Annotated in this window: 24 protein-coding genes and 2 tRNA genes; 15 read left to right on the top strand and 11 right to left on the bottom strand. The window is 59.4% G+C overall.

Annotated elements, in window-relative coordinates; genetic code table 11:
* The first annotated feature begins 29 nt into the window (after positions 1–29).
* The 5 genes from FGW20_RS10485 (at position 30) to FGW20_RS10465 (ending at position 4,830) form a co-directional block, all read left to right on the top strand.
* A complete protein-coding gene (locus FGW20_RS10485; protein ID WP_301678040.1) occupies positions 30–1,124 on the top strand; it encodes an epoxide hydrolase family protein in 1,095 nt (364 codons plus the stop codon).
* Between the two features lie 137 nt (positions 1,125–1,261).
* Positions 1,262–2,575: a protoporphyrinogen/coproporphyrinogen oxidase gene (locus FGW20_RS10480; protein ID WP_301678039.1), complete on the top strand. Its 1,314-nt coding sequence runs from the start codon at positions 1,262–1,264 to the stop codon at positions 2,573–2,575.
* The gene (locus FGW20_RS10475; protein WP_301678038.1) at positions 2,572–3,549 is read left to right on the top strand and encodes a glycosyltransferase family 4 protein; all 978 of its coding nucleotides are present in this window, start codon (positions 2,572–2,574) and stop codon (positions 3,547–3,549) included. The genes FGW20_RS10480 and FGW20_RS10475 overlap by 4 nt, the downstream gene beginning before the upstream one ends.
* A 152-nt stretch (positions 3,550–3,701) precedes the next feature.
* Positions 3,702–4,400 carry a glycosyltransferase family 2 protein gene (locus FGW20_RS10470; RefSeq protein WP_301678037.1) on the top strand — a complete coding sequence of 233 codons (699 nt, stop codon included), beginning with the start codon at positions 3,702–3,704 and terminating at the stop codon, positions 4,398–4,400.
* A 4-nt stretch (positions 4,401–4,404) separates the two neighbouring features.
* Positions 4,405–4,830, top strand: coding sequence for a PaaI family thioesterase (locus FGW20_RS10465; protein ID WP_301678036.1), 426 nt, complete (start codon positions 4,405–4,407; stop codon positions 4,828–4,830).
* Positions 4,831–5,415: 585 nt separating this feature from the next.
* Here FGW20_RS10465 and msrA read toward each other — a convergent pair.
* A complete protein-coding gene (msrA, locus tag FGW20_RS10460; RefSeq protein ID WP_301678035.1) occupies positions 5,416–5,910 on the bottom strand; it encodes a peptide-methionine (S)-S-oxide reductase MsrA in 495 nt (164 codons plus the stop codon).
* An 87-nt stretch (positions 5,911–5,997) separates the two neighbouring features.
* Between msrA and FGW20_RS10455 the strand changes: the two genes are divergently transcribed.
* The gene (locus FGW20_RS10455) at positions 5,998–6,549 is read left to right on the top strand and encodes a ferredoxin domain-containing protein (protein WP_301678034.1); all 552 of its coding nucleotides are present in this window, start codon (positions 5,998–6,000) and stop codon (positions 6,547–6,549) included.
* 14 nt (positions 6,550–6,563) lie between these two features.
* Entirely contained in the window at positions 6,564–7,646 is a 1,083-nt protein-coding gene (locus FGW20_RS10450; protein WP_301678032.1) for a GHMP family kinase ATP-binding protein, read from the top strand.
* 70 nt (positions 7,647–7,716) lie between these two features.
* On the opposite strand, the gene FGW20_RS10445 is transcribed toward FGW20_RS10450, so the two are convergent.
* The 3 genes from FGW20_RS10445 to FGW20_RS10435 form a co-directional block, all read right to left on the bottom strand.
* Complete coding sequence (locus FGW20_RS10445) at positions 7,717–9,273, bottom strand: PH domain-containing protein (protein WP_301678031.1); 1,557 nt, start codon at positions 9,271–9,273, stop codon at positions 7,717–7,719.
* Positions 9,270–9,857 (bottom strand): PH domain-containing protein, encoded by a 588-nt coding sequence (locus tag FGW20_RS10440; RefSeq protein WP_301678030.1) that lies wholly within the window; start codon positions 9,855–9,857, stop codon positions 9,270–9,272. The genes FGW20_RS10445 and FGW20_RS10440 overlap by 4 nt, the downstream gene beginning before the upstream one ends.
* A gap of 114 nt (positions 9,858–9,971) precedes the next feature.
* Positions 9,972–11,153, bottom strand: coding sequence for a bifunctional 5,6,7,8-tetrahydromethanopterin hydro-lyase/3-hexulose-6-phosphate synthase (locus FGW20_RS10435; protein ID WP_301678029.1), 1,182 nt, complete (start codon positions 11,151–11,153; stop codon positions 9,972–9,974).
* A gap of 164 nt (positions 11,154–11,317) precedes the next feature.
* Here FGW20_RS10435 and FGW20_RS10430 point away from each other — a divergent pair, with 164 nt between their 5' ends.
* Positions 11,318–11,833 (top strand): DUF421 domain-containing protein, encoded by a 516-nt coding sequence (locus tag FGW20_RS10430; protein WP_301678028.1) that lies wholly within the window; start codon positions 11,318–11,320, stop codon positions 11,831–11,833.
* Complete coding sequence (locus FGW20_RS13375) at positions 11,781–11,891, top strand: hypothetical protein (RefSeq protein WP_367617946.1); 111 nt, start codon at positions 11,781–11,783, stop codon at positions 11,889–11,891. The genes FGW20_RS10430 and FGW20_RS13375 overlap by 53 nt, the downstream gene beginning before the upstream one ends.
* 41 nt (positions 11,892–11,932) lie before the next feature.
* Here the strand turns inward: FGW20_RS13375 and FGW20_RS10425 are convergent.
* Positions 11,933–12,086: transfer RNA gene (locus FGW20_RS10425), tRNA-Trp, on the bottom strand.
* A gap of 94 nt (positions 12,087–12,180) precedes the next feature.
* On the opposite strand from FGW20_RS10425, the gene FGW20_RS10420 reads away from it, so the two are divergent.
* Both FGW20_RS10420 and FGW20_RS10415 read left to right on the top strand, forming a co-directional pair.
* Positions 12,181–13,881 (top strand): AMP-binding protein, encoded by a 1,701-nt coding sequence (locus tag FGW20_RS10420; protein WP_301678027.1) that lies wholly within the window; start codon positions 12,181–12,183, stop codon positions 13,879–13,881.
* Positions 13,882–13,976: 95 nt separating this feature from the next.
* Positions 13,977–14,495 (top strand): GNAT family N-acetyltransferase, encoded by a 519-nt coding sequence (locus tag FGW20_RS10415; RefSeq protein WP_301678026.1) that lies wholly within the window; start codon positions 13,977–13,979, stop codon positions 14,493–14,495.
* A gap of 33 nt (positions 14,496–14,528) precedes the next feature.
* On the opposite strand, the gene FGW20_RS10410 is transcribed toward FGW20_RS10415, so the two are convergent.
* Positions 14,529–15,836 carry an amidohydrolase family protein gene (locus FGW20_RS10410; protein WP_301678025.1) on the bottom strand — a complete coding sequence of 436 codons (1,308 nt, stop codon included), beginning with the start codon at positions 15,834–15,836 and terminating at the stop codon, positions 14,529–14,531.
* Positions 15,833–16,504 carry an MTAP family purine nucleoside phosphorylase gene (locus tag FGW20_RS10405; RefSeq protein ID WP_301678024.1) on the bottom strand — a complete coding sequence of 224 codons (672 nt, stop codon included), beginning with the start codon at positions 16,502–16,504 and terminating at the stop codon, positions 15,833–15,835. Before FGW20_RS10405 ends, FGW20_RS10410 begins: the two co-directional genes overlap by 4 nt.
* A gap of 145 nt (positions 16,505–16,649) precedes the next feature.
* Here FGW20_RS10405 and FGW20_RS10400 point away from each other — a divergent pair, with 145 nt between their 5' ends.
* The 4 genes from FGW20_RS10400 to FGW20_RS10385 all read left to right on the top strand — a co-directional run bounded on the left by FGW20_RS10400 (position 16,650) and on the right by FGW20_RS10385 (position 20,297).
* The gene (locus FGW20_RS10400) at positions 16,650–17,774 is read left to right on the top strand and encodes a nicotinate phosphoribosyltransferase (RefSeq protein ID WP_301678023.1); all 1,125 of its coding nucleotides are present in this window, start codon (positions 16,650–16,652) and stop codon (positions 17,772–17,774) included.
* 58 nt (positions 17,775–17,832) lie between these two features.
* Positions 17,833–17,904: transfer RNA gene (locus FGW20_RS10395), tRNA-Ala, on the top strand.
* A 106-nt stretch (positions 17,905–18,010) separates the two neighbouring features.
* Positions 18,011–19,120: a hypothetical protein gene (locus tag FGW20_RS10390; protein WP_048115170.1), complete on the top strand. Its 1,110-nt coding sequence runs from the start codon at positions 18,011–18,013 to the stop codon at positions 19,118–19,120.
* A gap of 76 nt (positions 19,121–19,196) precedes the next feature.
* Positions 19,197–20,297: a hypothetical protein gene (locus FGW20_RS10385; RefSeq protein ID WP_301678022.1), complete on the top strand. Its 1,101-nt coding sequence runs from the start codon at positions 19,197–19,199 to the stop codon at positions 20,295–20,297.
* Between the two features lie 150 nt (positions 20,298–20,447).
* Here the strand turns inward: FGW20_RS10385 and FGW20_RS10380 are convergent, their stop codons facing one another.
* From FGW20_RS10380 to FGW20_RS10365, 4 genes are all read right to left on the bottom strand, one after another.
* Complete coding sequence (locus FGW20_RS10380) at positions 20,448–21,965, bottom strand: type I restriction-modification system subunit M (RefSeq protein ID WP_301678021.1); 1,518 nt, start codon at positions 21,963–21,965, stop codon at positions 20,448–20,450.
* Entirely contained in the window at positions 21,962–23,107 is a 1,146-nt protein-coding gene (locus FGW20_RS10375) for a restriction endonuclease subunit S (RefSeq protein ID WP_301678020.1), read from the bottom strand. Before FGW20_RS10375 ends, FGW20_RS10380 begins: the two co-directional genes overlap by 4 nt.
* Complete coding sequence (locus FGW20_RS10370; RefSeq protein WP_301678019.1) at positions 23,107–25,950, bottom strand: type I restriction endonuclease subunit R; 2,844 nt, start codon at positions 25,948–25,950, stop codon at positions 23,107–23,109. The genes FGW20_RS10375 and FGW20_RS10370 overlap by 1 nt, the downstream gene beginning before the upstream one ends.
* Positions 25,951–26,164: 214 nt before the next feature.
* On the bottom strand, positions 26,165–26,833 hold the full coding sequence (locus FGW20_RS10365; RefSeq protein ID WP_301678018.1) for a hypothetical protein: 669 nt from the start codon (positions 26,831–26,833) through the stop codon (positions 26,165–26,167).
* Positions 26,834–26,979 lie beyond the last annotated feature (146 nt).

Raw genomic sequence — 26,979 nt, 5'->3', positions numbered from 1 at the left:
ATAACCGGGTGGAGGCCGTCCATCCGGGCATGCAACCCTTCACCATCGCCGTTCCGGAGGGCGTCCTCGACGACCTGCGACAACGCCTCGCCCGCACCCGCTGGCCGGATGGCGGCGGCTGGGAGTACGGCACGAACCTCGCGTACATGAAAGACCTTGTCGGGTACTGGGAGCACCGGTACGACTGGCGCAGGCACGAGGCGTACCTGAACCGCTTTACCCAGTTCAGGGCAGAGGTCAATGGGGTGGGAATTCACTTCGTCCACGAGCGCTCCGGGGAACCGAACCCGGTGCCGGTCCTCCTGCTCCACGGCTGGCCCGACTCCTTCTACCGCTACCACAGGGTCATCCCGATGCTGATCGACTCCGATCTCTCGTTCGATGTGGTCGTCCCGTCCTTCCCCGGACAGGGGTTCTCCGACCCCGTGCCCATGACCACCGGCGATACCGCGGACCTCTTCGCCGAACTGATGACGGAAGAACTGGGGTACGGGAAGTTCGTCGCGGCCGGCGGCGATGCCGGGGCGCTCGTCGCCCAATTCCTCGCGGAGCGCCACCCCGACGCCCTGCTTGCCCTCCACCTGACCGATGTCGGTTACCCGGACCCGACGACGGATTTCTCGACCCTCACAGAGCCCGAGATTGCGTTCGCGAACTACATCCGGGAGTGGTGGATGAACGAAGGTGCCTTCAATATCGTCCAGTCGACCAAACCGCAGAGCCTCGCCTACGGCCTGTCCGATTCGCCCGCAGGCCTCGCGGCCTGGATCATGAGTTTCATGGCTTCGGGCACGACCGGCGAGGAGGTCGAGAAACGTCTTTCCCGGGACGAACTGCTCACGAACATCACGATCTACTGGGTCACGCAGACGATCGGCTCGTCCATCCGCCGGTACTACCTCGACACCCGCGCGGCCACCGGCCCCTGGCGGCGCACCCCGGTTCCGGCAGCCGTAGCCCACCCTCCCCGCGACGCCCCGCTACCGCGTGAGTGGGCGGAGCGCAGGGTGAACCTTAAACGCTTCACCGAATTCCCCCACGGCGGGCACTTTGCGGCCTGGGAGGAGCCCGAACTCTACGCAACGGATGTGCGGGAGTTCATCGGGGAACTGCGCGGCCCGTAGGCCTCCCGGGCGGTGCGGGAGAACACCGGACTCCGCGCCCTCCTGGTTGGATAATCCCTGATATTTACCCAGGGATGCAGCAACCACAGGGAAACAGATGGTCAACCATATATGGCTTTGGCATAAACAGTACACTCGTGAAATCGGCGGTACTGGGTGGCGGTCTCACCGGGATTACGCTGGCGCGCCTGCTCCACGAACGGGACGACGACGTGACCGTTCTCGAACGGAACGAGACGATCGGGGGGCTCTGCCGCTCGCGGACGGAAGCGGGGTTTACGTTCGATGCCGGGGGCTCGCACATCATCTTCTCCCGCGATACGGAAGTCCTCTCCTTCATGCTCTCGGTTCTCGGCGAGAACGCCGACCGGCGGACGCGGAATACGAAGATCCTCTATAAAGGCCGCTACGTCAAATATCCCTTCGAGAACGGCCTGTATCAACTCCCTGACGAAGACCGGTTCTTCTGCATCAACGAGTTCGTCAAGAACCTCATCGCCGTCGAGAAAGGCGAGGTTTTACCGCCGACGAACTTTGCCGAGTGGATCACCTACACCTTCGGCCGCGGCATCGCCGAGTGCTACATGCTCCCCTACAACGAGAAGATCTGGAACTACCCGGCCGACCGGATGTCGCACCACTGGGTGGAGGGGCGCATCCCCCGCCCGCCGGTCGAGGATATCATCAAGTCGGCGATCGGGATCGAGACCGAGGGCTACGTCCACCAGGCGGTCTTCTCCTACCCGGTGACGGGCGGAATCGAGGCGCTTGTCGAGGCGATCGCGGAACCGGTCATCCCTGCCGTCCGGACAGGGTTCTCGGTCACTTCCATCCGCGAGGAGGACGGCGGGTTCGCCGTCAGCGACGGCCGCGAGACCGTCCATGCCGACCGGCTGATCTCGACGATCCCGCTCCAGAACCTGCTCCCCTGCCTCTCCGACGTCCCGGCCGACGTACAGGCGGCCTGCGACGCCCTCCGCTACAACTCGCTCTGCTCGGTCTTCATCGGCCTTGCCGGGGAGGTTCCCGATATATCCTGGCTCTACGTCCCCGACGAGAAGACCGGCCTCTTCAACCGGATATCGTTCCCCTCGAACTACAGCAGCGAGGTCGCCCCTCCCGGCCACTCCTCGATCCTCGCCGAGATAACCTACAACGACGGGGACGCGGTCTCCCGGATGTCGGACGCCGAGGTGATCGAGCATACCGTCGCGTCGCTCGCCGCCGCCGGGTTCATCCCGTCACGGGACGACGTCGTCTACACCGGCCTTGCGCGGGAGAAGTTCGCGTATGTCGTCTACGACACCGAATACCAGAAGAACATCGCGATCGTCCGCGAGTTCTGCCGGGAACGCGGCATCGACCTCGTCGGCCGGTTCTCACAGTTCGAGTACCTCAATATGGACGGCTGCATCAGGAGCGCGATCGATTTCGTGAGGGGATATCCATGAAAGTCAACTTCTTCGTCGAAGACATGCTCTTCTTCAAGTACATCGGGTGCGCCACCCTGGCAAAGATGCTTTATGGTGCGCTCATCAGGGAAGAGTCCTGCCCGAAGCTGGCCTGGAACGCCCGTGGTCGGGACTTCGATCTCGTCCACTACCACACCTTCGGCCCCCTTGCCCTGACGAACAAGAAGTACAGTCTCGGCGTCAAGGTGCTCACGGCCCACTCGACCCCCCGCCTCAACACCGGCAACCTTGCCTTCTCCGAGACGGTCAACCATTTCTACCCGAATATCTACGGGAGTTTCGACCATATCATCACCATCTCGCCCCTCTGCGATAAGGAGGTTCACGAGATCGCCCCGGACGTCTCGACCACCCTCATCCCGAACGGCGTGGACAGGGAGAAGTTCCAGCCGAACCCGGAGAAACGGGCGGCGTTCAGGGAGAAGTACGGCATCGGGGAGGACGAGTGGGTGGTGCTCACCGTCGCCCAGCAGACGCCGAGGAAGGGCATCTACGACTTCCTCGCTCTCGCGCACGAACACCCGGATATCAGGTTTGTCTGGGTCGGCGGGTTCCCCTACGGGCGGCTCTCCCAGGACTACAGCATGATCGAGGAGCAGAAGAGCCGTTCCGGGAAGAACGTTCTCTTCACCGGGTTTGTCGACGATATCACTGCCGCCTACTGCAGCGCCGACGCCTTCTTCATCCCCTCCTTCGCGGAGGGGCTCCCGATGGTCGTCCTGGAGGCGTTCGCGACCGGCCTGCCGGTCGTCGCCCGGAGGATCCCGGAGTTCACCGGGAATTTCAGGGATACCGCCCTGTACTTCGACGACACCGAGGAGGCCGGGATGCTGCTCGAGGACCGGAGCCTGCTCGGGCGGCATGCGGCGCTCTCCCGGCTGCTCACGGAGGAGTATGATATCCGGACGATTGCAAACCGCCACATCGACCTGTACGAGAAGCTGGCCGGGTAGCGGCGGGTTCGCCCCGGCGGGCGGTCTGCATCCCTCGGATCTCGCGGCGCTGCCGGGAGGCCGATTCTCTTCTCTTATGACGCCGGCGGGGGTTGCGGCATCACGCTTATAGCAAACCGGCATCAACAACTATACCGGGAGTTGATCGAGGGATGATCTCCGTAGTCGTGCCGACCTATAACGAAGAGCAGAACATCGAGCGCTGCCTTGCGTCGCTCGCAGACCAGACGGTGCCGCGGGATACCTACGAGATCATCGTCGTCGACGGAGACTCGAAGGACAGGACCCGGGAACTGGCCGAGCCCCTTGCGGACAGGGTCTTCATCCAGACGAGCAAGCGGGTGGGCGGAGCCCGGAACGACGGGGCGATGGCTGCCTCGGGCGATATCATCGCCACGACGGATGCCGACTGCATCCTCCCCCGCGACTGGGTGGAGCGGATCGGGAAGGACTTCGCGGAGAAGGATATCGTGCAGCTCTACGGCACGGTCTACCCGATCGAGGACAGTTTCCGGAACCGGCTCTCTCTTCTCGGAGCAAACATCTTCTCGCGCCTGGGCTACTACACCCGGACGATCTACTTCACGCTCGGGTGCAACACGGCCTTCGACCGGGAGGCGTTCATCCGGGCGGGGATGTACCGCTGCATCGATGCCGGGGACGATCTCGAGATCGCGCAGCGGATGCGCAAGCTCGGGAAGGTCCGTCTCGACCCCCGCCTGAAAGTCGGGTTCTCGATGCGGCGCTACCAGCAGTTCGGGACGCTCAAGTCGCTCTGGGAGTGGTTCTACATCGTTCTTCGCGGCGGCGAGGCCAACGGCGCCACCTACACGCAGCGGGAGTACAAGTAGTTCCATGAAGGAGATCGTGCCCATCCCGAAAGCCTATTCTGCGGCAGTGCAGCGATCCGATACCTGCGAGTTCGCACGCCTCCTCGGGATGGCGGTCACGGCGATCGAGGACGGCCGTGTTAAGGTGGCGATGCCGGCGGCGGGGATGAGGAACGCGCACGGCACGACCCACGGGGGCGCGATCTTCGCCGTCGCCGACCACGCCTTCGGGATCGCCGCGAACCTGGAGGGGGTCGACGAGATCGCGATCTCCGCGAACATCCGCTACTTCACCGTCCCGGCGGGGGAGACGGTCGAGGCGGTCGCGCACATGATCTCGGAGACGGCGAGGACGTCGGTCTACGCCGTCGAGGTCTACTCGGGCGAGCGGCTGGTGGCCTCGTTCGAGGGCGTCGGGTTCAAGATCGGGGGAACGGCGAACCGGGAGTGAGGGGGGTTTTTGCGCCCGGAGAGGCGGCGGCTCTTTTTTCCGCGATTCTGTTGTTTGAAATCTGAGGGGTTCTTGACCATTTGTCCCTCTGCCGTTGTTATCCACGATTATTGGAACTGGATGAGCGAGAGCAAGCCCAAGAAAGTGGACCGTGGGGATATCGTGTCTGGGGGAGGGGCTGACGGGGAGGGGGCATGCCCCCTCCCCTGTCTCTCTCCCTAAGGAGGCGTAACCCCCACCTCACCCGGCCTCCGGCCTCCTCATTCGCACCTGCGGTGCTCAAACTCCTGCCGTTCCAACAGTCGTTCCCCGCACCTTCGGTGCTCATGCTCCGGCTCTACGACCCGCCGCACCCCGCCCCAGAGGGGCGGAGGCAGTGCGTGGCGATAAGCGACGTTCCGGCAGGAACGGAGCTGGAGCACCGAAGGTGCGATATCCACTGGAAAGCCGTGTGCGGGGTCGCAAGAATCTAAGCGGACGGATTTCTAATGACAATTGTTGCAGGGCCCGAAGCCTCATAAGAACGGAGAGTGAGATGTTCAAAATCGCCAACCGCAGCCCTAACGTACCCCCCGCTCTTTTCTCCTACCACACCGTCCGGCACTGCCCGCCGCCGCGCTTCGCGAAGTACTGCTGGTGGTACTCCTCCGCCCGCCAGAACGTTCCCGCGGGCTCGATCGCGGTGACGATGGGGCGGCGGAACTTTCCCGATTGATCCATCTCCTCCTTCGACGCCCGGGCCTCCGCCTCCTGCTCGTGGGTGTGGAAGAATATCACCGACCGGTACTGCGTCCCGATATCGGGCCCCTGCCGGTTCGGGGTGGTCGGGTCGTGGGCGTCCCAGAACGTTTCGAGGAGTTTGCTGTACGAGACCTTCTCCGGGTCGTAGGTCACCTGCACGACCTCGGCGTGCCCGGTCCTTCCCGTGCAGACGCCCTCATAGGTCGGGTTCTCGGCGGTGCCGCCCATGAACCCCACCGCGGTATCCACGACGCCCGGCACGCGCCGGAACGCCTCCTCGACGCCCCAGAAACACCCTGCGCCGAAGGTGGCGGTTTCGAGACTCTTCTCCGGTGCCATGACGGTCCGGCTCTTTTGCGGGTTCGTGGAAAAAGGTATCGACCCCCCCGGGCATACCCTTATCTTGGGTCGGGGCCACGTACTCTCATGTTCTTTGAATCAGACGCCGTAGAGATGGTCGCCCGGCTGATGGCGCTCTCTGCCCGCACCGCCCCGAAGGCGAAGGGCAGCGACGTCATCAAGACGATGATCGTCACGGGCACTGAGTTGGAGCAGCTCGCCGGGGCGATGCGGGAGTACGGCGAGAAGCACGACGTGGGGTTCTTCATCAGGGACGCGGGCAACGTCGCGGCAAGCGACGCCTGCTTCCTCGTCGGGTCGCTCTACGCCGATGCCGTGGGGCTCGACTGCGGCGGGTGCGGCTACGCCACCTGTGCGGAGATGCTCGACGCCCAGCGCGAGCTAACCCCGCCGTCCACCCCGTTCCGGGGCCCGAACTGCATCGTCCGGATGGCGGATCTCGGGATCGCCGTCGGTTCCGCGGCGAAGACCGCGAGCCTCCACAACGTCGACAATCGGGTGATGTACTCCGCCGGCGTCGGGGCGCTCTCGCTCGGATGGCTGGAAGGCTGCGGGGTAGCCTACGGCATCCCGCTCCGGGCAGCGGGAAAGGATATCTTCTTTGACCGTACACGCTGAAACGAAGTGACGAAATGGCTGTCATGAAGATCCGGGGCGGAGACCTCGACCTCGTCGAGTACGAGTTCACCTCCTTCTCCCCCGGCGAGAATATCCGCCCGTGCGGCCTCAAAAAGGACTACCGGCTCACCCCCGTATCCGGAACGGTCGTCGCCCGCGCCCCGGCGAGGATCCACCTCACCGTGCTCGACATGAACCGGTTCTCCCCAGATCACCCCGGGGGAGGCGGGATCGGGTTCGCCATCGGGGTCTACTGCACCGCCGAGGTCGAGTGCACGGATTCAGGGCTCGAGATCGACTACACCCGCGAACCGCTCCTCCGGCACTTCGCGGAGGCGTTCCGGCAGGTCGTCGGGTACGAAGGCGGTTTCAAGATCCGTGCCCGCGACCACCAGTACGAGCACGTCGGGCTCGGGTCGACGAGCACCATCCTGATCGCGGCCGCGAACGCCCTCAACGTCGCCGTGGGCTCGCCGCTGACCTCGGATGAGCTCCGCCTCCTCCTCGGCTGCAACTTCGTCGAGGAGACGGAGGCCGGGAACGTCGCGTTCGGGTTCGAGACCGGCGTCGGGCCTGCCGCGAGCAGCCACGGCGGCATGGTGGTGATGGGCGACGAACTGGCGCTCATCTACCGGCACGCCTTCGGGATGGGCAAGAACGTCTATATCGCCATCCCGTCCTCCGATATCTCGTCGGCGGGGGAGAAGGAGTTCGACCTCCTGATGAACAAGGCCCGGACGCTCGATTACCGTGACCGCGAACTGAAGTCCTACCTCGTCCTGATGGACCTCATCCCTGCGCTGGAGCGCGGCGATCTCCGGAAAGCCGGCGACGTCATCTGGGAGATCGAGTTCCGCGGCTCGAAACGCGCCGAGGTGGAGCATCACGGGTTCGAGATCTACCGCTACATGGCGGCGCTCCGGGACGCCGGCCTCGAGTTCGTCGGGATGAGTTCTGTCGGCCCGTCGATCGCGGTCATTACGGGCCGGCCGGAGGAGGAAGTTACGGCGATTTTGGAAAAGGCCGGCCTCCGGGTCGCGATCGCCACGACGGTCGATAACGAGGGGTTGAAGGTTCACCTGGAAGAGCGGGCGTGAGGGGCGGGGCCCCGCCCAAAAGCCTCATTAAAAAACGCCCCGTGGAACTCCTTGTGAATCCTGCCGGTGCTCAGATACTATTCTTCCGGTAATCGTACTCCCCGCTCGCGATCCGCCCCATCACGGTCTCGCCGACGGCGGCAAGACGGCTCCCGGCGAAATATCCCGACGAGACGTTCGCCCCCCCGATCGCCGAGAGCAGGTATACTTTCCCCCGGGCGACGCCGAAGACCCGGGCGACCGGGCCTCTCGTGATCCGGACCATCTGCACCTTGTCGTAGTTCATCACGACGGTCTCGCGGTCGACGGCGCCGTTCACGAACGTGAAGAGGTCAGTGCCGGTGCCGAACTCCGTGATCCGGTAAGAGACCCGCGTCGCGTAGAAGATCGCGAGGATGGCTGCTGTCGTCGCGAGCGGCAGCGCGTAGGGCAGCACCGTGCCGGCTGCCCCTGTCAGGGCCGCCGTCTCGTGGTAGAGGTAGATCGACGGGTAGGCCGTCGCCAGAACGAGCGCGAGAGAGGCTAACGCGGCCCGGATCAGGAGAACGCTCCTTGCGCCTGCGGGCTGCCGCTCCCGGGCGTGCTCGTCCACGAACTCCGGCACCAGTTCTTCGAGGAGCCTCTGCTGCGTCGCATCGTCCTTCAGGAGGCAGAGGACGGGGCGGAGGCTCTCCCCGCTCCCGGACGCGAGACCCACCACCTCCGCCTCGATGCACGACCGGTGGAGGAGCCGGGCCGCGAGAGTTCGCTTTACCCGGACGGCATTGATCCGTGAGACAGCAAACGACGTCTTATACGTCCGTACCAGGCCGTGCTCCAGGTATATCGTGTCGCCCCGGCGGTATACCCGGTAGTTGTAGTAATGGAATATCAGCGAGACCGACGGTGCCAGCTGGATGGAAAAGAACATCAGCAGGGAGACCAGCGCCTTACCGTCCGCTCCCGCTCCCGTTACCGTGGAGACGTACAACTGAACGACGGAATAGGCCAAAAACGCAAAACCGAATACCGTCTGGTAGGTCGAGACACTGAAGAGACCGTGGACGATCACGTCCACCGGGGAGAACGAGACCGGGGGTTCGGCCGGCTCTTCTTCCGGGGCGGTCTCGTGGCCGTACAGCCGCTCTGCCATCCCGGCCCGTATCCCCTCCGCCACGTCCTGCCGGAATGTCAGGACGGCTTCCGGCACCGTGGCGCCGCTGCCCGAGTTGATGTTGACGAGCAGCCTCGACGTCCCGAAGACCCTGTTCAGGATACCCCGGTTTACGTTCACCGACGCGACTTTCGCGTAGGGGAGCGTCTTCTTCATCTTGAAGAGGGTGTTCCTCTCCACCACCACATCTCGTTCGTTGAACTGGATAGTCGTCCGGCTCCACTGCCGGTAGTTGAAGAGCGCCAGTCCAATGAAGAGGATCGCGAGTACGGCCGGTAGAGCACCCCTGCCGAGTTGCGTGGTGAGGACGGCCAGCACCACGATCGCCGAGAGCGAACGCTCCACGATGATGCTCGGGTGGCACCGGATCCTCTCGCCATGGCGAGTTGGGGTATCCGCAGCCGTCCCGGTGCCGGCTGCATCCATACCCGCATCGGTGGTGCAGCCCTCTGCCTCGAGGTCGGGTCTGGTCATTCGTCTGCAGCCCCCGGCCGGGGGGTGGGGGCCGCCGGCATCCTCTCCCGGAGCATCCTCCCGATCAGGTTGTTGAGCCGGTCGGCCACCGTCTCCGCCTCGTCAATCTCGAGGTACCTGATGTCCGCCTCGCCCCCTGCAGTGGTTATGGTGACGTCCGCGAGGCCGAGGATGTTGTTTATCGGGCCTCGCGTGATCTCCACCTGGTGCACCCGCTCGATCGGCACCAGGGTGTGGCGGATGAAGAGGACCCCGCAGCGCACGTCCACCCTGTCTTCGGTGATCCGGTAGCGGTACCGGGCGTAGAAGACCGGTGGAGCCACGGCAATGTAAACCAGGGCAACCCCCAGGACGAGCAAGAAGCCGTACCTGATAAGATCGTAGTAGGACCCCAGGAATCCCTCTGCGTAGGTTTTTGTGAGGATGTAGGCCACGAGCAGAACCGCATACCATACGGCGTAGTCGATGTACATCGAGAGCATGCACTTCCGGTTCAGCCGCCGGTAACCGCCCGCACCCGCCCCGGGTTCCGGCGATCCCCCGTCGGCCGGGGTCTGCCCGCTCACCGGGCCGGGAAATGACATGGTTATCCATTGCCGTTCTGCTCACTTTAACCTATGTCCGGGGCGGCCTGTGTCTCCGGAGCGCCGGGCAGATTTTACCGGAAATCTTCCGGCGGAAAAAAGATATCGGCCGACTTAGAAGTCGGTCATGATTCTGAATTGATCAATCTCTTCGGTGCTCAGTTCCTTGAGGAACTCTTCCGCTGCGTTCTGGATGTTCTTGCTCGCGGTGATGGCGCGGCCGACGACCAGAATGTCGGCGCCCGCCTTGAGCGCGTCCTTCACGACATGCTGCCTGACGCCGCCCGCGGTCGCGACCAGGAGCCGCTCGCCGCCCGCCTTCTTGATCGCCGGGATGTCTCCCCAGGCGTAGGCGGTATCCTCGACGTCGATGCCGCGGTGGAGTTCGACGACGTCCGGCTTCACCTTCAGCTGCTCGACGACGGCAACGGGGTTCTCGACGTTGAGCATGTCGACGACCGTGTAGATGCCGGTCTTCCGGGTGTCTTCGATCGCCTTCTCGATCGTCGAGATGGGCGCGAGACCGGAGATCACGACGGCATCGGCGCCGGCATCGGCCGTCATCCGGGCCTCGAGGTTGCCGGTGTCGAGGGTTTTGAGGTCCGCGACGATGAACGCGTTCGGGCGGCGCTCGCGGATCTCGGAGATGATCGAGAGCCCGAACTTCTTGATCAGCGGCGTGCCCGCCTCGATGATCAGGTGGTCGTTTTGGGGCAGTTCGTCGAGAACCCTGTTCATGTGGTTTTTGTCGACGAGGTCCATGGCGACCTGGAGGTACGGCGGATCCCAGAGCCGCTGGACCTTGAATCCCATGACCGCGTGGGCCGCCCGGTCCTTCTCGTGCAGGAGCGTCTCGACGTCGGGGAACCGGTCGAGCGCCCGGCGGAGCGCGAGTTTCATCGCGCCGTAGTTGAACCGGTAGATCTTGTTGTAGTCCTCTGCGGTCGGGTGAACGAAGACGCTCGCCATGATGACGGTGTCCTCGATGTCGACCCCCTCAAAGACGCCCTCCTCGACCGAGTCGGCGACGGCTTTCGCCACCGCGGCCTGGACGGGCCCGAACATCTGGTTCACCTGGTACTCTTTCTTTAACGTGACCTTCGGGATGATGAGTGTCGAGGGTTTCGTCGGCAGGTTCGGCCTGACGACCGCGAGAAGCGGCGTGTGCCCCTTCGAGAGCTGCGAGATGGAGTTCGCAAACGCCTGTCCTACCGCGCCCTCTTTGTTTCCCATTATCAGATCTATGTGCGCAAGTTCTGCGCCGTCTCCAACCAATGCTTCACCGATGAGATACATATGGATACCCTCAGATAGTGCTGAAATATTGGGGAGGCAGGTATTAAAGACCTCCCGGTCGGGGCGATACGGTTATGTCCGGGAAATCCGGCTCAGAAGGCCGGATGAGGACGTCTCCCGCAGGGCTGGGGAGGGTATAATCCGGCCACGGTTCACTCACGCGCATGTCGGAACGTTTCGCCCTCCAGACACCGATCGTCGAACTCATCCTCCAGGCGACGGCGATCTACTTCTTCCTCCTGCTCGTCATGCGGATCATCGGCAGGCACGAGTTCGGGCAGCTGACGCCCTTCGACCTGATCCTCCCCCTCATCATATCCGAGAGTACCGCGGAGGCGTTCACCGCGGGCGACGGCTCGCTCCTTGCAGGGCTCGTCAGCGCGTCGACGCTCCTCGGTCTCTCGATGCTCGTCTCGATCGGGCAGTACAAGAGCAAGCGGTTTCGCAGTATCGTCTCGCCGGAGGCGCTCAAGGTGAGCGAGAACGGCCACGTGATCGAAAGAAGCCTCAGGCGGGAACTGATGACCCATGACGACCTCATCGAACGGCTCGCACTCTTCGAGTGCTCGAGCTCCGGACGTCCCGTCCATCGCACTTCGTGCCCGGGGCATCGACGGCATCGAAGGGGTGCGCGTCGCCTACATCGAGAGCAACGGCGACATATCGGTGCTCACCTATAAGGAGAACCGTCAGCGCCGGGCGGCCGCGGCCGCAGGGGAGGAGAAGAAAACGGAATGAACGTCGATACCCTGCGGTATCGGATAAGAGTTACAAGAATGTGGGGTCGGTGAGATTTGAACTCACGATCGACGGGTCTCTCCGAACATGCATCAGTGCTCCAACGGGTCATCATTCGTTAGTCAGGAGACCCATTGTTCATCACGTGCAAAGACCGCTGGAGCCCGTCGCCATTCCGGACTAGGCCACGACCCCTTGTCCTCTATATCTTTGACAGCCATGCAGTATAAGGATTGCGCTCGGAAAAAACCAGTAATCATATAACCGTCGTGGAACCCATTTATATAGAATGGTTGAGGGCAGTTACGCGTGTGGGAACTCGCAGATACCCCTACTCGGCATCACCATCGGTGAAATGCTGAATCGAATCGCAGCGGCGCACCCGGACAGCGACGCACTCGTCTCCGTCCACCAGGGTATCCGGTGGACGTACGCGGAGTTTCTCGAACACGTCGATACCCTTGCGCGCGCCCTCATGGCGCTCGACGTGGAGCGCGGGGACCGGGTCGCCATATGGGCGCTGAACTACGCGGAATGGGTGCTCACCCAGTTCGCCACGGCAAAGATTGGCGCCATCATGGTGAACATCAACCCGGCATACCGGACCTACGAGTTCGAGTACGCCATGAAGCAGTCGGAGGTGCAGACCCTCCTCATCCAGGGGCGGTTCAAGACCTCCGACTACGTCGGGATGTTCTACGAGACCTGCCCGGAGGCGTTCGAGGCGAAGCCCGGCCGGATCAACAGCGACAAGTTCCCGTTCTTAAAGAACGTCGTCTTCCTCGGCGATATCCCCTACAACGGGATGTACACCTGGGACGAACTGCTCGAGAAGTCCGCGCTCATCAGCCCCGACGAACTCCGGGAGCGGGAGGAGTCGCTTGACTTCGACGATGCGGTCAACATCCAGTACACCAGCGGGACGACCGGGTTCCCGAAAGGCGTCGTCCTGACGCATCATAACATCTTGAATAACGGTTTCATCATCGGCGAGGGGATGAAGTTCACCCACGAGGACCGGCTCTGCATCCCGGTGCCGTTCTACCACTGTTTCGGGATGGTGCTCTCGAACATGGCCTGCGCCACCCACGGCGCCGCGATGGTGCTCCCCGCGCCGGTCTTCAACCCCGAGGCGGTTCTCAAGGCCGTGCAGGACGAGAAGTGCACGGCGCTCCACGGCGTGCCGACGATGTTCATCGCCGAGCTCTCCCACCCGGACTTCCCGAAGTACCGGCTCGATACGCTCCGCACCGGGATCATGGCCGGGTCGCCCTGCCCGACCGAGGTGATGCGGGAGGTCAACAAGGAGATGAATATGTCCGAGATCGTGATCGTCTACGGGCAGACGGAGACCTCGCCCGGCGTCACGATGACGACGACCGCCGACCCCCTGGAACGGCGCGTCTCGACGGTAGGCAAGCCCTTCCCCCACACCGAGATCAAGATCATCGACCCCTACACGAAGAAGATCCTCCCCCGCGGGGAGACCGGCGAGATCTGCGCCCGGGGCTACTGCGTGATGCGGTGCTACTACAACAACCCGAACGCCACCCGGGCGACGATCGACGAGCACGGCTGGAACCATACCGGCGACCTCGGGACGATGGACGAGGAGGACTACGTCAAGATCGTCGGCCGCCTGAAGGACATGGTGATCCGCGGCGGGGAGAACATCTACCCGCGCGAGATCGAGGAGTTCCTCCACAACCACCCGCAGATTGCCGACGCCTACGTGATCGGGGTGCCGGACCAGAAGTACGGCGAGGAACTGATGGCCTGGATCAAGCCCGACAACGGCGCGGTTCTGACGGAGGCCGAGGTGAAGAAGTTCTGTCGCGGCCGGATCGCGCACTTCAAGATACCGCGCTACGTCAAGCTCGTCGACGACTTCCCGATGACGGTCTCGGGCAAGATCATGAAGTTCAAGATGCGCGAGATGGCCATCGAGGAGCTCGGGCTCGAGGACGAGTCGCATATCGAGACGGCGTAACCTGCCCCGCCGCCCCGGGTTCGACCCTGGGGAAGCACACTATTTTTCTAGCCGGACGGCAATTCTGCAGGCCCAACCGCGCAGGAGGGCGCACCATGATCGTCAGACAGGAGAGCAGGGACGACTACGATTCTATCTATCACCTGGTAACAACCGCCTTCGGGACGGCCGGGGGTGGAGACGACAGCGAGCAGAACCTGGTGGAGCATCTTCGGAAGAGCGAGAGATACGTTCCGGAGCTCGCGCTGGTGGCCGAGGAGGACGGGAAGGTCGTCGGGCAGATCATGCTGACCCGGACTTACGTGACGAACGGCGGCCCCCGGTTTGAGGGGCTTCTCCTCGTTCCCATTGCAGTGATGCTCGAGTACCGCGGCCGGGGTATCGGGACGGAGCTGATATCGACGGCCCTGAAGCAGGCGGGCGGCATGGGGTTCAAAGCGGTCTTCCTGGCCGGAGACCCGGGGTATTACTGCAGGTTCGGGTTCGTGCCGACAATCTGCTATGGTATCCGGTCTTCGATTGATATCCCTGACGAGCTGGTCGGGCATATCATGGTCTGCGAACTGGTGCCGGGCGCTCTCGACGGTGTCTCCGGCGTCGTGGAACTCTGTTAGTTCCTCGGCACCGTATTTTCCGCAAAAAAAAGTTCAGGAGGATTCTTCTGCCCGATCAGCCAGCGACAGGGCGGCGTCGCCGGCTTCCCGGACGATCTCCTCTTCTCCCGGCACCTCCCGCTCGTGCATCAGGATCCTCCCCTGGCAGAGGACGGTCATGACCGCGCTGCCGTTACAGGCGTAGACGGCGTTCGAGTCGGCGTGGAAGAGCGGGGTGTTGCAGACCGCCCGGGTGTCGAGGAGGACAATGTCGGCCGGTGCGCCCACGGTCAGGGTGCCGGGGCCGGTGCCGAGCGCCCGGGCGCCTGCGGCGGTCGCCATCGTGAGAGCCTCGTTCGCGGGGAGGAGGGTCGGCGAGTTCCAGGCGAACTTCTGCAGGAGCGCTGCGAACTTCATCTCCTCCATGAGATCCAGGTTGTTGTTCGAGGAGCAGCCGTCGGTCCCGAGGGCGATGTTCGCCCCGTACTGTTTCAGCCAGTGGTAGGGCATGGCCCGGTTGACGGCGAGTTTCATGTTGCTTGCGGGGTTGTGGGAGGCGGTAACGCCCCGTTCGCCGAGGAGCCGGCACTCGGCCTCGTCGAGCCAGCAGCAGTGCGCGGCGACCGTCCGGGGGGTGAGGCAGCCATATTCGTCGAGGAGGACTGCCGGGCGTTTGCCGAACTGTGCGACGCAGTCGACGACCTCCTTCTCGGTTTCGGAGAGGTGGACGTGGATGCCGATATTCTGCTCTTTTGCAAAGTCGCCGCACCAGGAGAGAGCCTCGGGGGAGACGGTGTAGACGGAGTGGGGGCCGACGGCCGCCTGGATCCGCGGGTTGTTGAGCGATTTTATGTGGGCGATCAGGGTTTCCGTCGCCTTGATCTCGGCCTCGCGTTTCTCCTCCATCCCGAGGTCGATGAAGCCGTAGGCGAACGTCGCCCGCATGCCCATCTCATCGACCGCGGCGGCCGCCCGGTCCATGAAGAAGTACATGTCGTTGAACGCGACGGTGCCGCTCTTGATCATCTCGAGGCACGCGAGTCTGGTGCCGGCGTAGACGTCGTCGCCGGTGAGGTGGGCCTCGAGCGGCCAGATCTTCTGCGAGAGCCAGTCCTGCAGGATCATGTCGTCGGCATACCCGCGCAGGAGGCTCATCGCGGCGTGGGTATGGGTGTTCACGAGGCCGGGGACGGCGATCCGGTCGGAGCCGTCGATGACGATATCGGCATCGATGGTCTTTCTGGCGTCCTTCCCGATCGCGGCGATGGTACCGGTCTCGTCGAGCGCGATGTCGACAGTCGATCCGTCGATGGTGACCCCGGCGATCAGGACGGATCCCCGGGCGGTGAATATCTCGTTCATGCAAGTCGCTCCACAATTTTTTCAAGGATGGTCTCGGTTCTGCGGCAGTTCGCCCGCGAGGTCGCGAGGATATGCTCGTAGGTCAGGGTCTCTTCCCCGAGGCCGTTGGCGTAGTTGTCCACGGTGCAGACGGCGGCAAACCGCATCCCGAGTTCGAGGGCGAGCGTCGCTTCGCTCGCGACCGTCATCCCGACGATGTCGGCGACCTTTGCAAGCGCTTTGACCTCGGCGACCGTCTCGATCCGCGGCCCGCGGGTCTGGGCGTAGACCCCGCCCGTCCGTGCGTCCGGCACCAGTCCGGAGAGAGTGCGGACGAGATCGGCGTCCAGTTCCGGCCGGATGTGGTCGATGGTGCACTCGTGGATGGACGGGATGTCGGTGACGCTCAAGTAGTCGGTGGGGATGACGATCGAGCCCGGCGGGATCTCGTGTTTCAGGGAGCCGGCGGAGCCGAACGCGACGATTTCGTCCACCCCGAGGACGGCGAGCGCGGCGAGGCACGCACGGTAGTTGATCCGGTGCGGGGGGAGGTTGTGCTGGTGGCGCAGGAGGAGCGCGAACTCTCCGGCATGCACCTCAGCCTTCCCGTAGGGGGTGGGCACGATGGTCTTCTCGAGCGCCGGCAGGTCGGCGAAGAGGAGGCTGGTGCCCCCGATGATTCCGAGCACTAGATCCTCTCCACTACAGCGGCATACGCTTCTCCGTATGACATTCTCCTTACTGCTTTGATGTCCCAGCAAAAAAGGATCACCGTTCCGGTGCCGCCGGATCGGTTCAATAAGGATTTACGCCATCGCGACAACCGCAATGATCATGGGACGGTTTCTGATGGTCGGCGAGGATGCCATCAAGAACGGTGAGTGTACGGACATCTACTTCCGGCGGGTTGTGGAGGTGATGGAGCGGGACGGCATCAATCCGCACGTCACGATGGAGGTGACGGGGGCGGCGCTCCCGGACCCGTGGGGGGTCTTCTGCGGGCTCGACGACGTCATCAACCTGCTCGAAGGCCTCCCGGTGGACGTGGACGCGATGCCGGAGGGCTCGATCTTTCACCCGAAGGAGCCGGTCCTCCGGGTATCCGGGCGCTACCGGGACTTCGCGGTCTACGAGACGGCCATCCTCGGGTTCCTCTGCCACGCCTCGGGGGTGGCGTCGGCGGCCGCCCACATGAAACTGGCCGCGGGTGGCCGGCCGGTCTACTCCTTCGGGTCGCGCCGCCAGCACCCGGCGATCGCGGCGATGATCGAGCGGGCGGCCTGGATCGGCGGGGTGGACGGGGCGAGCAACATCTGTGCGCCGGAGGGAATCCCGCTCGCGGGGACGATGCCGCACGCGTTCATCATGTGTTACCCGGGGCAGGAGGACGCCTGGTGCGCGTTTGCGCGCGATGCGGGCCCGGAGGTGCCCCGGGTCATGCTCGCGGACACCTTCTCGGACGAGAAGGTCGAGGCGGTCCGGGCGGCGGCCTGCGGGGCGACGGCTGTCCGGCTGGACACCCCGCGGTCCCGGCGGGGCGACATGCGGGCGATCGCCGAGGAGGTGCGCTGGGAGCTCGACGTCAACGGCTACCCGGACGTGAAGATCTTCCTCTCGGGCGGGCTGTCGCGCGCAGAGGTCGCCGCCTACCGCGATATCGGCGACGCCTTCGGCGTCGGGGGCGCGATCGCGAACGCCCCGGTGATCGACTTCGCGTTGGACATCGTGGAGATGAAGGGCCGGCCCTTCGCGAAGCGCGGGAAGCGGAGCAGCGCAAAGCAGGTCTACGATCTCGGCGGCCGGCGCCTCACCCTCCCCGCCCGCACCCCGGCGCCGAAGGGTGCGGTGCCGCTCCTCGCCCCCTGCATCAAGAACGGCACCGCCCTCGTCCGCCCGAAGATGGAGGATGCGCGGGAACGGGTGCTCTCGCGGCTTTCGACCCTTGCCGGGGAGGGATAGGGGGCCGGCCTGCCCCAATCCTTATTATGTGATCACGATCAACATTGTAGGGTAACAGGGGCCGATAGATCAGGGGGAGATCGCTACCTTGGCATGGTAGAGGCCGCGGGTTCAATTCCCGCTCGGTCCATCTTATTTTCAGATTGACTTGATATATGGCAATCCTCAAGATACCTTCATGTTCCGCCTATATCATCAGGTTCAAATAAGAAACATCTAAATCTACATGAAACTTAATGGAAATTAACCGGGGATGTGATACTTTGAACCTCCCTTCGCTCATCAGAGCTGATAGAGACTTCGACGACATTCAGGAGCTGATCCAGTACCTTGAATGTGAGCGAGGAGACGACCAGATCAACAGTAATCTCCACATAGTTGCAACGCTGTCGATGTTCCAGAACATCAACCAGTTCGTCGAGACCCTCAAAAACTTCCATTTCTCCATCGATAAGAGGGCAGGAAAACTGCTCCTCCTCTCGAAGGAATCCCAGGGTAAACGGATTTATATTTATACGTTCTTCGACGACAGGAACAATGTCCCGCTCTTCATCACGGATGCAAAGAAAACCAATGAGATACCTGACATCCTCTTCACTTACATCAACCGTACAAAGGAGATATCGAATCTCTGGATTGCCCCTAAGGTGATGAAGGAGATCAAAGATAACCTCGTCCGGGAGCACCCGGACATGATCATAACCTATTTCTCTGCGAAGAGGAGCCCCAACACTGATATTCACTCCGAGTTCCGGCCCCATGTCGAGAGAGGCATCCAATACAGGGGGAACGACGGAAAACACACGCTTGAGGAGATGGAATTCTACTACGGTGTGCTACCAAAGATTCTTGAGGTCCAGCTCCCGAACGGCATCGCATTTCGCATCGACAATAAGGGAATCATAACACTGCGTCACGGACACTTCGCCGGCATCTTCAAGATAATTGAGGACGTCGTTTCACGGCTTGAAAACGTAAGAGAGGCAATCGGAGAGTCGGGATATTCCATCAGCAAGGTCGGGTCCCGCAGGCAATTCTCGAATGCCATTCAGATCCCCTGGTCAATTGATGTGCCGGTGGAGATGCACTACGATGACGTTTCCCGCTTCTGCAAGGCGGTGCGCAGCGAGGAGTGGAACTTCACTGTACTGGAACAGGTGCTGCTGCCGGGTTCAATGTTCTTCTCCGCCCGGTTGATCGATGAGCACACGGGTTCTCTCCTGGACATCTCGACTACCGGCAAGAAGATCGACGTCTACCCGGTAGAGAAAATAGACATCGGAACATCCATGAGGTTTTTCGAGTTTGTGGTCGAGAATATCGATCATATGGCGACCGTAGGGTGATATCATCCATATTCCTCGTGAGAAGGAAGACTTTCAGGCGTTCTACAAGCGTTCTCCACCTGAAGTCCGCGAGGAATTGGATAAATTAAAAGAGAAATATAAAGCATACTCTATACCCTCGGCACGAGAGCGAATCGGTGATGCTCTTGAGGAAGACAAAAAGCACCACACTCTCGTGAAACAATGCGTAAAATCTTTCGCACAGACCAACCTTTCACAGAGATCCGGATACGAATTTTATTTTGCAGAGCCCCTGATCGAGTTCGGCTCCGCAAAAAAGGGAAATCACACTTTCGATCTCTTCCTCTACAACGAAGGCGAAAACCGTGCGATCTTCGTCGAGTGCAAATCCTCGATCACCGATGTAAGAAAGACGTTAAAAGAGGTCGGATTATCCCGTGATCTGGTCCTTGAAAAGACGGACTACCTTTCGGATGCCATAGACATCGAGCTGGATCCCAACCGGTTCGAGTACGTGCTCTGCATCAACGAGAAGGACAAGATGAAGATCATCGAGTCCATGAAGGCACAGGGTCAGAAGCCGCATCCCAAATACGATATCGGCCTGATAAAAGTCTGGGTTTATGCCCCGCGGTCTCAACTGATACAACTTCTCCTCGAATGCTCGCATGAGAATTCGGCATTAAATGAGATGCTGCAGGCGGGTTTCGGCGATCAGGACCTCCATCAGCAGTATGAACTCCCTTACTGTTATTCGACGAACCCTTACCGGCTCATCCAGCTGGCAATTGTCGGGGAATGCTACCGAAAGAACCTGTTCGAAGATGGTATCGAAGATCCGAAGATCATCCAGAAAAACGCAGTGCTCTCGACCTTGATGAATAACATCTCTCTGGGCGTTTCAGAAGATCAGAAGAAGCAGATGGTGACGGAGAAGTTACGAATTGTCCTCGAATACGGGCAGAAGTATCAGCTATTCGATGAAGTCGATGCCGATGCGATCCGGCTCAACTGCCGGGGATCCAGACTCCGTGCTGTTCTTGAGAATATCGATGCAAAATTTATTGATAGGTGGGTCGATGAGAAAGCCAGCGCGGAGGGAGAGAAACTCGCGCTTGAGGACTACCAGAAGAATGCCATGAGGAATCAATCCACGCTGTCCCAATTTCCCAAAAAAGATGATATCTCCGTTGAAAGAGAGGGATCAGATTCCTGACTGACTATTAAGCCTTTTTCACATCCCATAAGTGAGACCTTATGCCAATCAGACTATCTTCATTCCTGATGGAACAGAAACCCTTCGTATGACTCCTCATCCAGCACGGACTATTGTAACTAAAGAGTACTAAGATAGCCCCTTCCATCCTTATTTTTCAGTCTCTTTGAGCATCTTCTTCAATTCCTCAAGATTTTGCTGAATCTGGCTCTCAAGCGCCTGGATTTTCCCGATGATAACTTCCGGAGGCTCATACTCGACCTCTTCGTATTCTATCTCCTTGTAGCGAGAGATCGAGAGGTCATAGTTATTCGCCTGGATCTCCTCGACCGGCACATAGAAGCACTTCGCCTTCCTGTCTATCGGGTTTGTGTCTCTCCGCTGCCTGAATTGCTCGATAATGTCCGGAATATCTCCTTTGCCGTCGATGAATGTCCGCTTGTCGTCGAGCGAGTAACCGTCCGCCTCCATGTCGTAGAACCAGACCTTGCCGGTTTTTCCGCCCTTCACGAAGATCAGCACGGCGGTCGAGACTCCCGCATAGGGTTTGAAGATCCCGGAGGGCATAGAGACGATACCCTCCAGTTGATTCTCCTCAAGGAGCATCCGTCGAAGCTCCTTATGCGCCCTGGAGCTCCCGAAGAGTACGCCGTCAGGCACGATAACGCCGCACTTCCCACCTATCGTCAGGAGCTGTATCATCCGCTCGACTAAGAGCAGCTCGGTCTTCGTCGTGCCGAGCGAGAGGCTGTCGTTAATATCGCTCTTATCGATGCTCCCCTTGAAGGGAGGATTGGCGAGCACGACCGTATAGCGCTCCTCTTCGTTGTAGCGCTTGGAGAGGGTATCCTTGAGCTCGATGTGAGGGGCTTTGATGCCGTGCAGCATCAGGTTCATGAGCGATATCCGGGTCATCGTCGAGTCAAAGTCGAATCCGTAGAATGTATCGCTCCAGAGCTTCTCCCAATGCTTCTGATCGGTGATGTTGTCGCCGATGAGGTTATGGTATTCTCCCTCCTGGTCGACCTCAAGCATGTCAGGACTCGTATACTTCCGGATGATATGCTCATACGAGTTGATGAGGAAGCCAGCCGTACCACACGCAGGATCGCAGATACGGTCGGTGATGTCAGGATCGACCAGTTCGACGATCATCCGGATGATGTGACGCGGGGTGCGGAATTGCCCGTTCTTCCCGGCGGTGGAAAGTTGAGAGAGCAGGTATTCGTAAATGTCGCCCTGCGTGTCGCGGTTCTGCGCCGTAATATTCATCTCGTCGATGAGAGCGACCGCTTCCTGAAGGAGAGACGGTTTCGGGATCATGAAGACGGCATCACGCATCTGTCGGGCGAAGAGGGTCTTCTCACCGTTATGGAGGGACTTGATGAAGGGGAAGACCTTGTCGCGGACATGCTCCAGCATCTGCTCGGCAGGGTAGTGCTTCCAGCTCGACCACCGGCACTCCTCATGCCCCTCGAAGACTGACGTATACAGCACTCCCCGCGCTCGCGCCCGGTTCTGCTCGACGACATCCATATCCTCCAGCCGCTTCATGAAGATGAGGTAGGACATCTGCTCGATGGACTGGAGCGGGTTTGACATGCCACCACTCCAGAACCGATCCCAGAGGGTGTCGATCTTTGATTTGAGGTCAGGGGCGAGTTTCATGGTATCAGGTCTCCTGTAAATGCTCTATCGATAATCACCTGAAAGAGAGTCTGTAGCTGGTTTCTGGAACTCTGTCCAGTATCATAAGTGAGTTGAATATTTGCAGCGATTTGTGCAAACCTTTTTTGAATTGCAATCGGAGGGAGAGGGATCTTGATTTTGACCATTGCCGTAGGGTTTATATAAGGCTGATCAGACCCTGAAAGCCTTGCTGATAATTCACTCAAGAAGTACCGAGTCCGTAGTAAGTGAAACAAATACAGCCGGTTTACTCTCTCTTCATCCAAAATGTCAATCCGTCCAACCCTTTGATACAATATTGCAGGGGCGTCTTCCTCATCCATCATTCCAACTTTTAATTTATTCCCTAAAATCGGACGATTTAAGGCCATTAATATGTCATCTTTTTTTAACACCAAGTGCGGGAATTTATCGCCATACTCGAAGGGGAGGTAAGCTACCTGCTCCCAGATAATATCACCAAAACTCACGTTATTTATTCTTAATAGTCGAATTCCATCGTCACTGTACTCTTCAAGCTTAAACCCATGCCCTGATGTCACGCCGATAACGTTTCCTAACCTTTCATAAGGCCAATTCGTCGATTTTATTGACGGATCGCCAAACATCTCCAGAAAAACGCTCTGTAAAAGGTCTTGCATCAACGCATCCGCCTCTGCCCGCAGGCGCTGCGTTGCCTCTGCTTTCTCAAGAATGGCGACGATTTTGCGCTGGGTGTCGAGAGGAGGTATTGGGATAACTTTTCGATACACATCGTTACGATTTAAACCTGGGATCGAGGTAGATTTATCGAGTGAGCTCAAATTAAGTGTTTTTAGTAAATAGTAGAGGTAGGAGAGATCAAGACACTCTATCGGCTCGATGTAGTAAGTGGTATCTATCGCCCAAAAAGGCCCATCCGACTTGTGAATTGCTCCGACCGATCCTTTTCTCCCTACAATAATCCCGGCAGTATCTGACATAGGTTTGTCATGCCGTCCGACGAGACCATTTGACCCGTAAACAGGGATTTCCCCCTCCTGATTTCTCTCTGCTTCTCTCAACCCTTTACCATACTTTAACTCAATTATATCGCCAAGTTGCCGCCATTCCCATCCCTCAGGCAGCCTCTTTGTATTCACTAAGCTTCACCCTCCACCGCAAACAACTCCCGCTCCAGCCCCCGACAGATGCCGATAAACGCCTTCAGATCGCCCTCATCGAACATCGGCATCGGTGCAGTACTCCCAAAATTCGTGAACGGAGCAAGGAAGAGATCGTCCATTTCTATACGCCTCTTACGCATAAAAACGGTCTGAATCGTCCGGATGAAGTGGAGCTGGTCGGCGGTATAACTCTTGTTATTCTCGATCATGTAGGTCTGAAACGCCTCTGCTATCTTCTCCTTCGGATCAGGCGCTTCATAGAGACCGAAGAGCGACCGGATAAACGCCACGAGCGAGCCATACGGGTGACGCGGCGAGGTCTGCAACATCTCTTCGGTGACGTTCACCCCGGCCTCCGCCAGCGCCTCTTCGAGATCGTGAAGGTCGGCTTCGGTTATCGGGTCGTCGTGGAGGATCTTCTGGATGACCGGGTTGTGATCGGCCAGCTCTGTAACCCGCTTCTCGACCTTCTCCCTGAATGCCGTCACATACTCGGGTGCTTCCTCGTTGAGCGTCCAGAGCGTGCGCTGCGCGATGATATCTCCCATGTCGATGACGATCGGCTCGTGTGCCTCCTTCGACATGTACTTCATGAGCGGAGCGATATCCCCGACAAGCCCGGTAGCGTCCTCAAACGACAGACCCTTCCAGAAGGCATGGGTCAGCACCTCGTCCAGCCGCTCTTCCTTCTCCTTCACGATATCGAGCGTCCGGGGGAGGTGATCGACCATCTCCCCGATCTCCGGGGCCAACCGCTCGATCTCCTTCTCGTTGCCCTCCAGCACCGCGAGCGCGAGCCGCTCCGCCTTGACGGTAAAGGACGCCTCTTTGAGGTTCACGCCGGTCTGGAAGCGCATCAGGGGCATGATTGTGCTCTTCAGGTACTCCAGCGGGTCAAGCCCGACATTGTCCCAGAGTTTCGGGGAGAGGGCTTTCGCGATCTCCCGCTCGTGCTCCCGGACGGTTACAGAGTCCATCGGAAGCGAGCGGATATCCTCTTCGAGCCTCTGTCGGACGACCGCCGCCCGCTCGTCGTCGCCCTGCTCCAGGAGCCGCTCAAGTTGCTTCAGCCGGAGGAAGAAGATCCGGCTCGTGATGGCTTCGGTCGGCTCATTCTTCACCCCTTCGGGATTCATATTCCAGTACTCGAAGTTATTCCAGAAGTCGAAGACCTTGAAATACTCTTTATGCCCGTCCGGCAGCCATTCCCGGTGTTTGCACGCACCATCCGACCGTGTCCCGCGCCCCAACATCTGCCAGAACTTGATCTTTGAGAAGACCGGTTTCGCAAAAACCAGGTTGCAGACCTCCGGTACGTCGATGCCGGTATCGAGCATATCGACCGAGATTGCCACGCGAGGGAAGGACTCGTGTTCGAAGTCGTGGATGAGGGCCTCGGCGCGGGGATCGTCCGAGACGATGATCCGCGCCAACCGTCCTTTGTACTCGGGATACAGGTCGTCGAATGCCTCATGCAGCCTTCGAGCGTGCTTCTTCGAGATGGCAAAGAAGATCGACTTTGCCGGAAGCGTCCCTGCCTGATCCATCTGGCAGCCCTCCATGAACTCCCGCACGATCGCCTCAGACGTCCCTTTGACGGCGACCTTCTTCTCCAGCTCTGTGCCCTCGAAGTTAATCTCATCCGGGTCGATCCCCTGCTCGATCAGCCGGTTGCGCTCGCTCTCCGTCAGGTCGGAAGGTCGAAGGCCCTCGATCTGGAAGTGGGTCTGCGCTCCGATGATGCTTTTGCGGAAGTCGACCAGGACGCCATCCTTCACCGCCTCATCATACGAGTAGAGCGCGGTCGGCATGTGGTCGTCGCAGTGGAAGAACCGGAAGGTGTCCCGATCGACCAGCTCCGCCGGTGTTGCCGTCAGCCCGATCTGCATCGCGTCCAGGTAGGTGAAGACGTCCCGCCACTTGTTGTAGATGCTCCGGTGCGCCTCATCAGAGATGATCAGGTCGAACTCGCCGGGGGAGATGCGGTACTGCCCACGCTCATCCTTCTGGGTGTATATCTCCTGAAATGTCTGAATGGTGGAGACGTACAGCCGTTTTTCTTTATTGTAGACACCATGCAGGATCTTGTCCTTGGCCTCATGGGGGAAGAACTCCAGGAAGCCCTTATTCCACGCCTGATCACGGAGCGCTTTCCGGTCGGCGAGAAAGAGCACTTTCTGCGCACGGTTCTCCTTGAGGAGGGCGTCGATGATCGCCATCGCCACGCGGGTCTTGCCGGTCCCGGTCGCCATGACGATCAGCCCTTTACGATGGCCTTTACGGATATGCTCCAGCACGCGCTTGACGTTCTCGATGCTCTTTGAACGGTCGACAATGCGGGTATTGATCTCGATCGGTCGGGTGAGATCGATCTTCTGAATCTGGAAACGGAGTCGCTCCAGATCTTTCTGCGCATAGAAGCCCTTCAGCAGCCTGAGCGGATAGCGCTCCCGGTCCCAGAACCAGATTTCGTAGCCGTTGGAGAGGAAGATGAAGACGTCTCTCCCCGTCTGCCGCTTGATATCGTCGGCGTACTGCTCCGCCTGCTTCTGTCCGATGAGCGGGTCTTTTGAGGTGCGTTTGGCCTCGACGATCGCGAGCGGAGCGCCCAGGCTGTCAAGCAGGAGGTAGTCGACGTACTTGCTCTCCAGATCGTTCTTGAGCGTCTCGGAGACGGTCTTATAAGAGTGTGCAAGAAAGTCTGACTGTTTGGTATCAACTTCAGGAATGACAGATGCGCGGTTGGCGACGTCCCAGCCCTGCTCGGCAAGGTAGACGTCGATTTTACTCTTCCGCGTCTGTAATTCGGTTAAGTCCATACGATTTCTCCACGCCGGGGAGAATAGGAGAATAACACATCCTATTCATTAGTTAGTCAAAACAGGAGGGTAAATAAGGCTTTTGAAATGAGTAGGAGAATTCTTTTCTCTCTATTATGACCGAGGAGAATTATTTTCGAGAGTTATCTCACCACGAAATTCTCGTAATTTTGAGTAAAAATGAAAGGAGAGTATTAATAGTCGTCAAAGGGGCTCACCTCCACTTTAGATTCGCCCTATTAGGAATGAGTAAATACCAGTTAACGAACTTTAATGTATCAACTATCATGAAATCGTAATTTTTTGACGTTAAATATATCTTTGAAAGTCTTTTCGCGGTTTCCTCATCATATTCGTTATTAATGATCATACCGTTAATTAATCCGATAAGGCCTGCATAATTTGTTAAAGCATTTGTTAATTCTCTTTTTACAAATACGGAGCTGAAATAGCTAGTAAGGATTGCAATCGTAATAATTTGCAGGAATAGAACAAATACCAAATAAATGTTAATCTTTGAGCCGACCGTAATAAAAAATGCGCATAAGGGGAGGATGCCCAAGAAAGGGAGGTAAAGAAACATCAATACAAGAGAGGTGACCGAAGAAACCCCCGTACTCCGTTCATGTGAGTCCTGATCCCTGTCAGCATAGTGAGCTAAAAACCTAAAGCCAAATAACGCCATTTGCTCGAAGTTTTTTATCAGGGAATTAAACGAGAGTGCAGGGATAATAAATATTAGAGCGGCAATTACAGGAATCGCAATAGAGTATGGATTTGCTGTTATGATTAGCCCGGTTTCGACCAGAAACAGTAGGGCAATGGTAATAACGTATATGACACAGACAGAGAGTACAATAGGCTTCAGATTATCTAAAAGCATCCTCAAATAGAAGGAAAAATCGGCTCTGTTGAAACCCTCTAGTCGAGGGTCGGCTCCATCTGAGGGGAAAGATCTATAAAACCGTTGCTCCTTGTGTTAATGACGAAACCAACAACAAGGAGCAGAGTTAGTGTCGACGAATGGCT

It is taken from the genome of Methanoculleus methanifontis, assembly GCF_030464365.1.
In the GTDB taxonomy this organism is placed as follows: domain Archaea; phylum Halobacteriota; class Methanomicrobia; order Methanomicrobiales; family Methanoculleaceae; genus Methanoculleus; species Methanoculleus methanifontis.
The sequence above is the reverse complement of the archived record's forward strand: the minus strand, read 5'-3'. Positions and strand labels throughout refer to the sequence as shown.

Coding starts and splice junctions, on each gene's coding strand:
- FGW20_RS10450 (WP_301678032.1), top strand. CDS start 6,564: ATGGCTGTCATGAAGATCCGGGGCGGAGACCTCGACCTCGTCGAGTAC.
- FGW20_RS10400 (WP_301678023.1), top strand. CDS start 16,650: ATGGGACGGTTTCTGATGGTCGGCGAGGATGCCATCAAGAACGGTGAG.
- FGW20_RS10370 (WP_301678019.1), bottom strand. CDS start 25,950: ATGGACTTAACCGAATTACAGACGCGGAAGAGTAAAATCGACGTCTAC.
- FGW20_RS10445 (WP_301678031.1), bottom strand. CDS start 9,273: ATGACCAGACCCGACCTCGAGGCAGAGGGCTGCACCACCGATGCGGGT.
- FGW20_RS10380 (WP_301678021.1), bottom strand. CDS start 21,965: ATGAAACTCGCCCCTGACCTCAAATCAAAGATCGACACCCTCTGGGAT.
- FGW20_RS10475 (WP_301678038.1), top strand. CDS start 2,572: ATGAAAGTCAACTTCTTCGTCGAAGACATGCTCTTCTTCAAGTACATC.
- FGW20_RS10455 (WP_301678034.1), top strand. CDS start 5,998: ATGTTCTTTGAATCAGACGCCGTAGAGATGGTCGCCCGGCTGATGGCG.
- FGW20_RS10440 (WP_301678030.1), bottom strand. CDS start 9,857: ATGTCATTTCCCGGCCCGGTGAGCGGGCAGACCCCGGCCGACGGGGGA.
- FGW20_RS10410 (WP_301678025.1), bottom strand. CDS start 15,836: ATGAACGAGATATTCACCGCCCGGGGATCCGTCCTGATCGCCGGGGTC.
- FGW20_RS10365 (WP_301678018.1), bottom strand. CDS start 26,833: ATGCTTTTAGATAATCTGAAGCCTATTGTACTCTCTGTCTGTGTCATA.
- FGW20_RS10430 (WP_301678028.1), top strand. CDS start 11,318: ATGTCGGAACGTTTCGCCCTCCAGACACCGATCGTCGAACTCATCCTC.
- FGW20_RS10390 (WP_048115170.1), top strand. CDS start 18,011: ATGGAAATTAACCGGGGATGTGATACTTTGAACCTCCCTTCGCTCATC.
- FGW20_RS10465 (WP_301678036.1), top strand. CDS start 4,405: ATGAAGGAGATCGTGCCCATCCCGAAAGCCTATTCTGCGGCAGTGCAG.
- msrA (WP_301678035.1), bottom strand. CDS start 5,910: ATGGCACCGGAGAAGAGTCTCGAAACCGCCACCTTCGGCGCAGGGTGT.
- FGW20_RS10420 (WP_301678027.1), top strand. CDS start 12,181: ATGGTTGAGGGCAGTTACGCGTGTGGGAACTCGCAGATACCCCTACTC.
- FGW20_RS10435 (WP_301678029.1), bottom strand. CDS start 11,153: ATGTATCTCATCGGTGAAGCATTGGTTGGAGACGGCGCAGAACTTGCG.
- FGW20_RS10415 (WP_301678026.1), top strand. CDS start 13,977: ATGATCGTCAGACAGGAGAGCAGGGACGACTACGATTCTATCTATCAC.
- FGW20_RS10470 (WP_301678037.1), top strand. CDS start 3,702: ATGATCTCCGTAGTCGTGCCGACCTATAACGAAGAGCAGAACATCGAG.
- FGW20_RS10485 (WP_301678040.1), top strand. CDS start 30: ATGCAACCCTTCACCATCGCCGTTCCGGAGGGCGTCCTCGACGACCTG.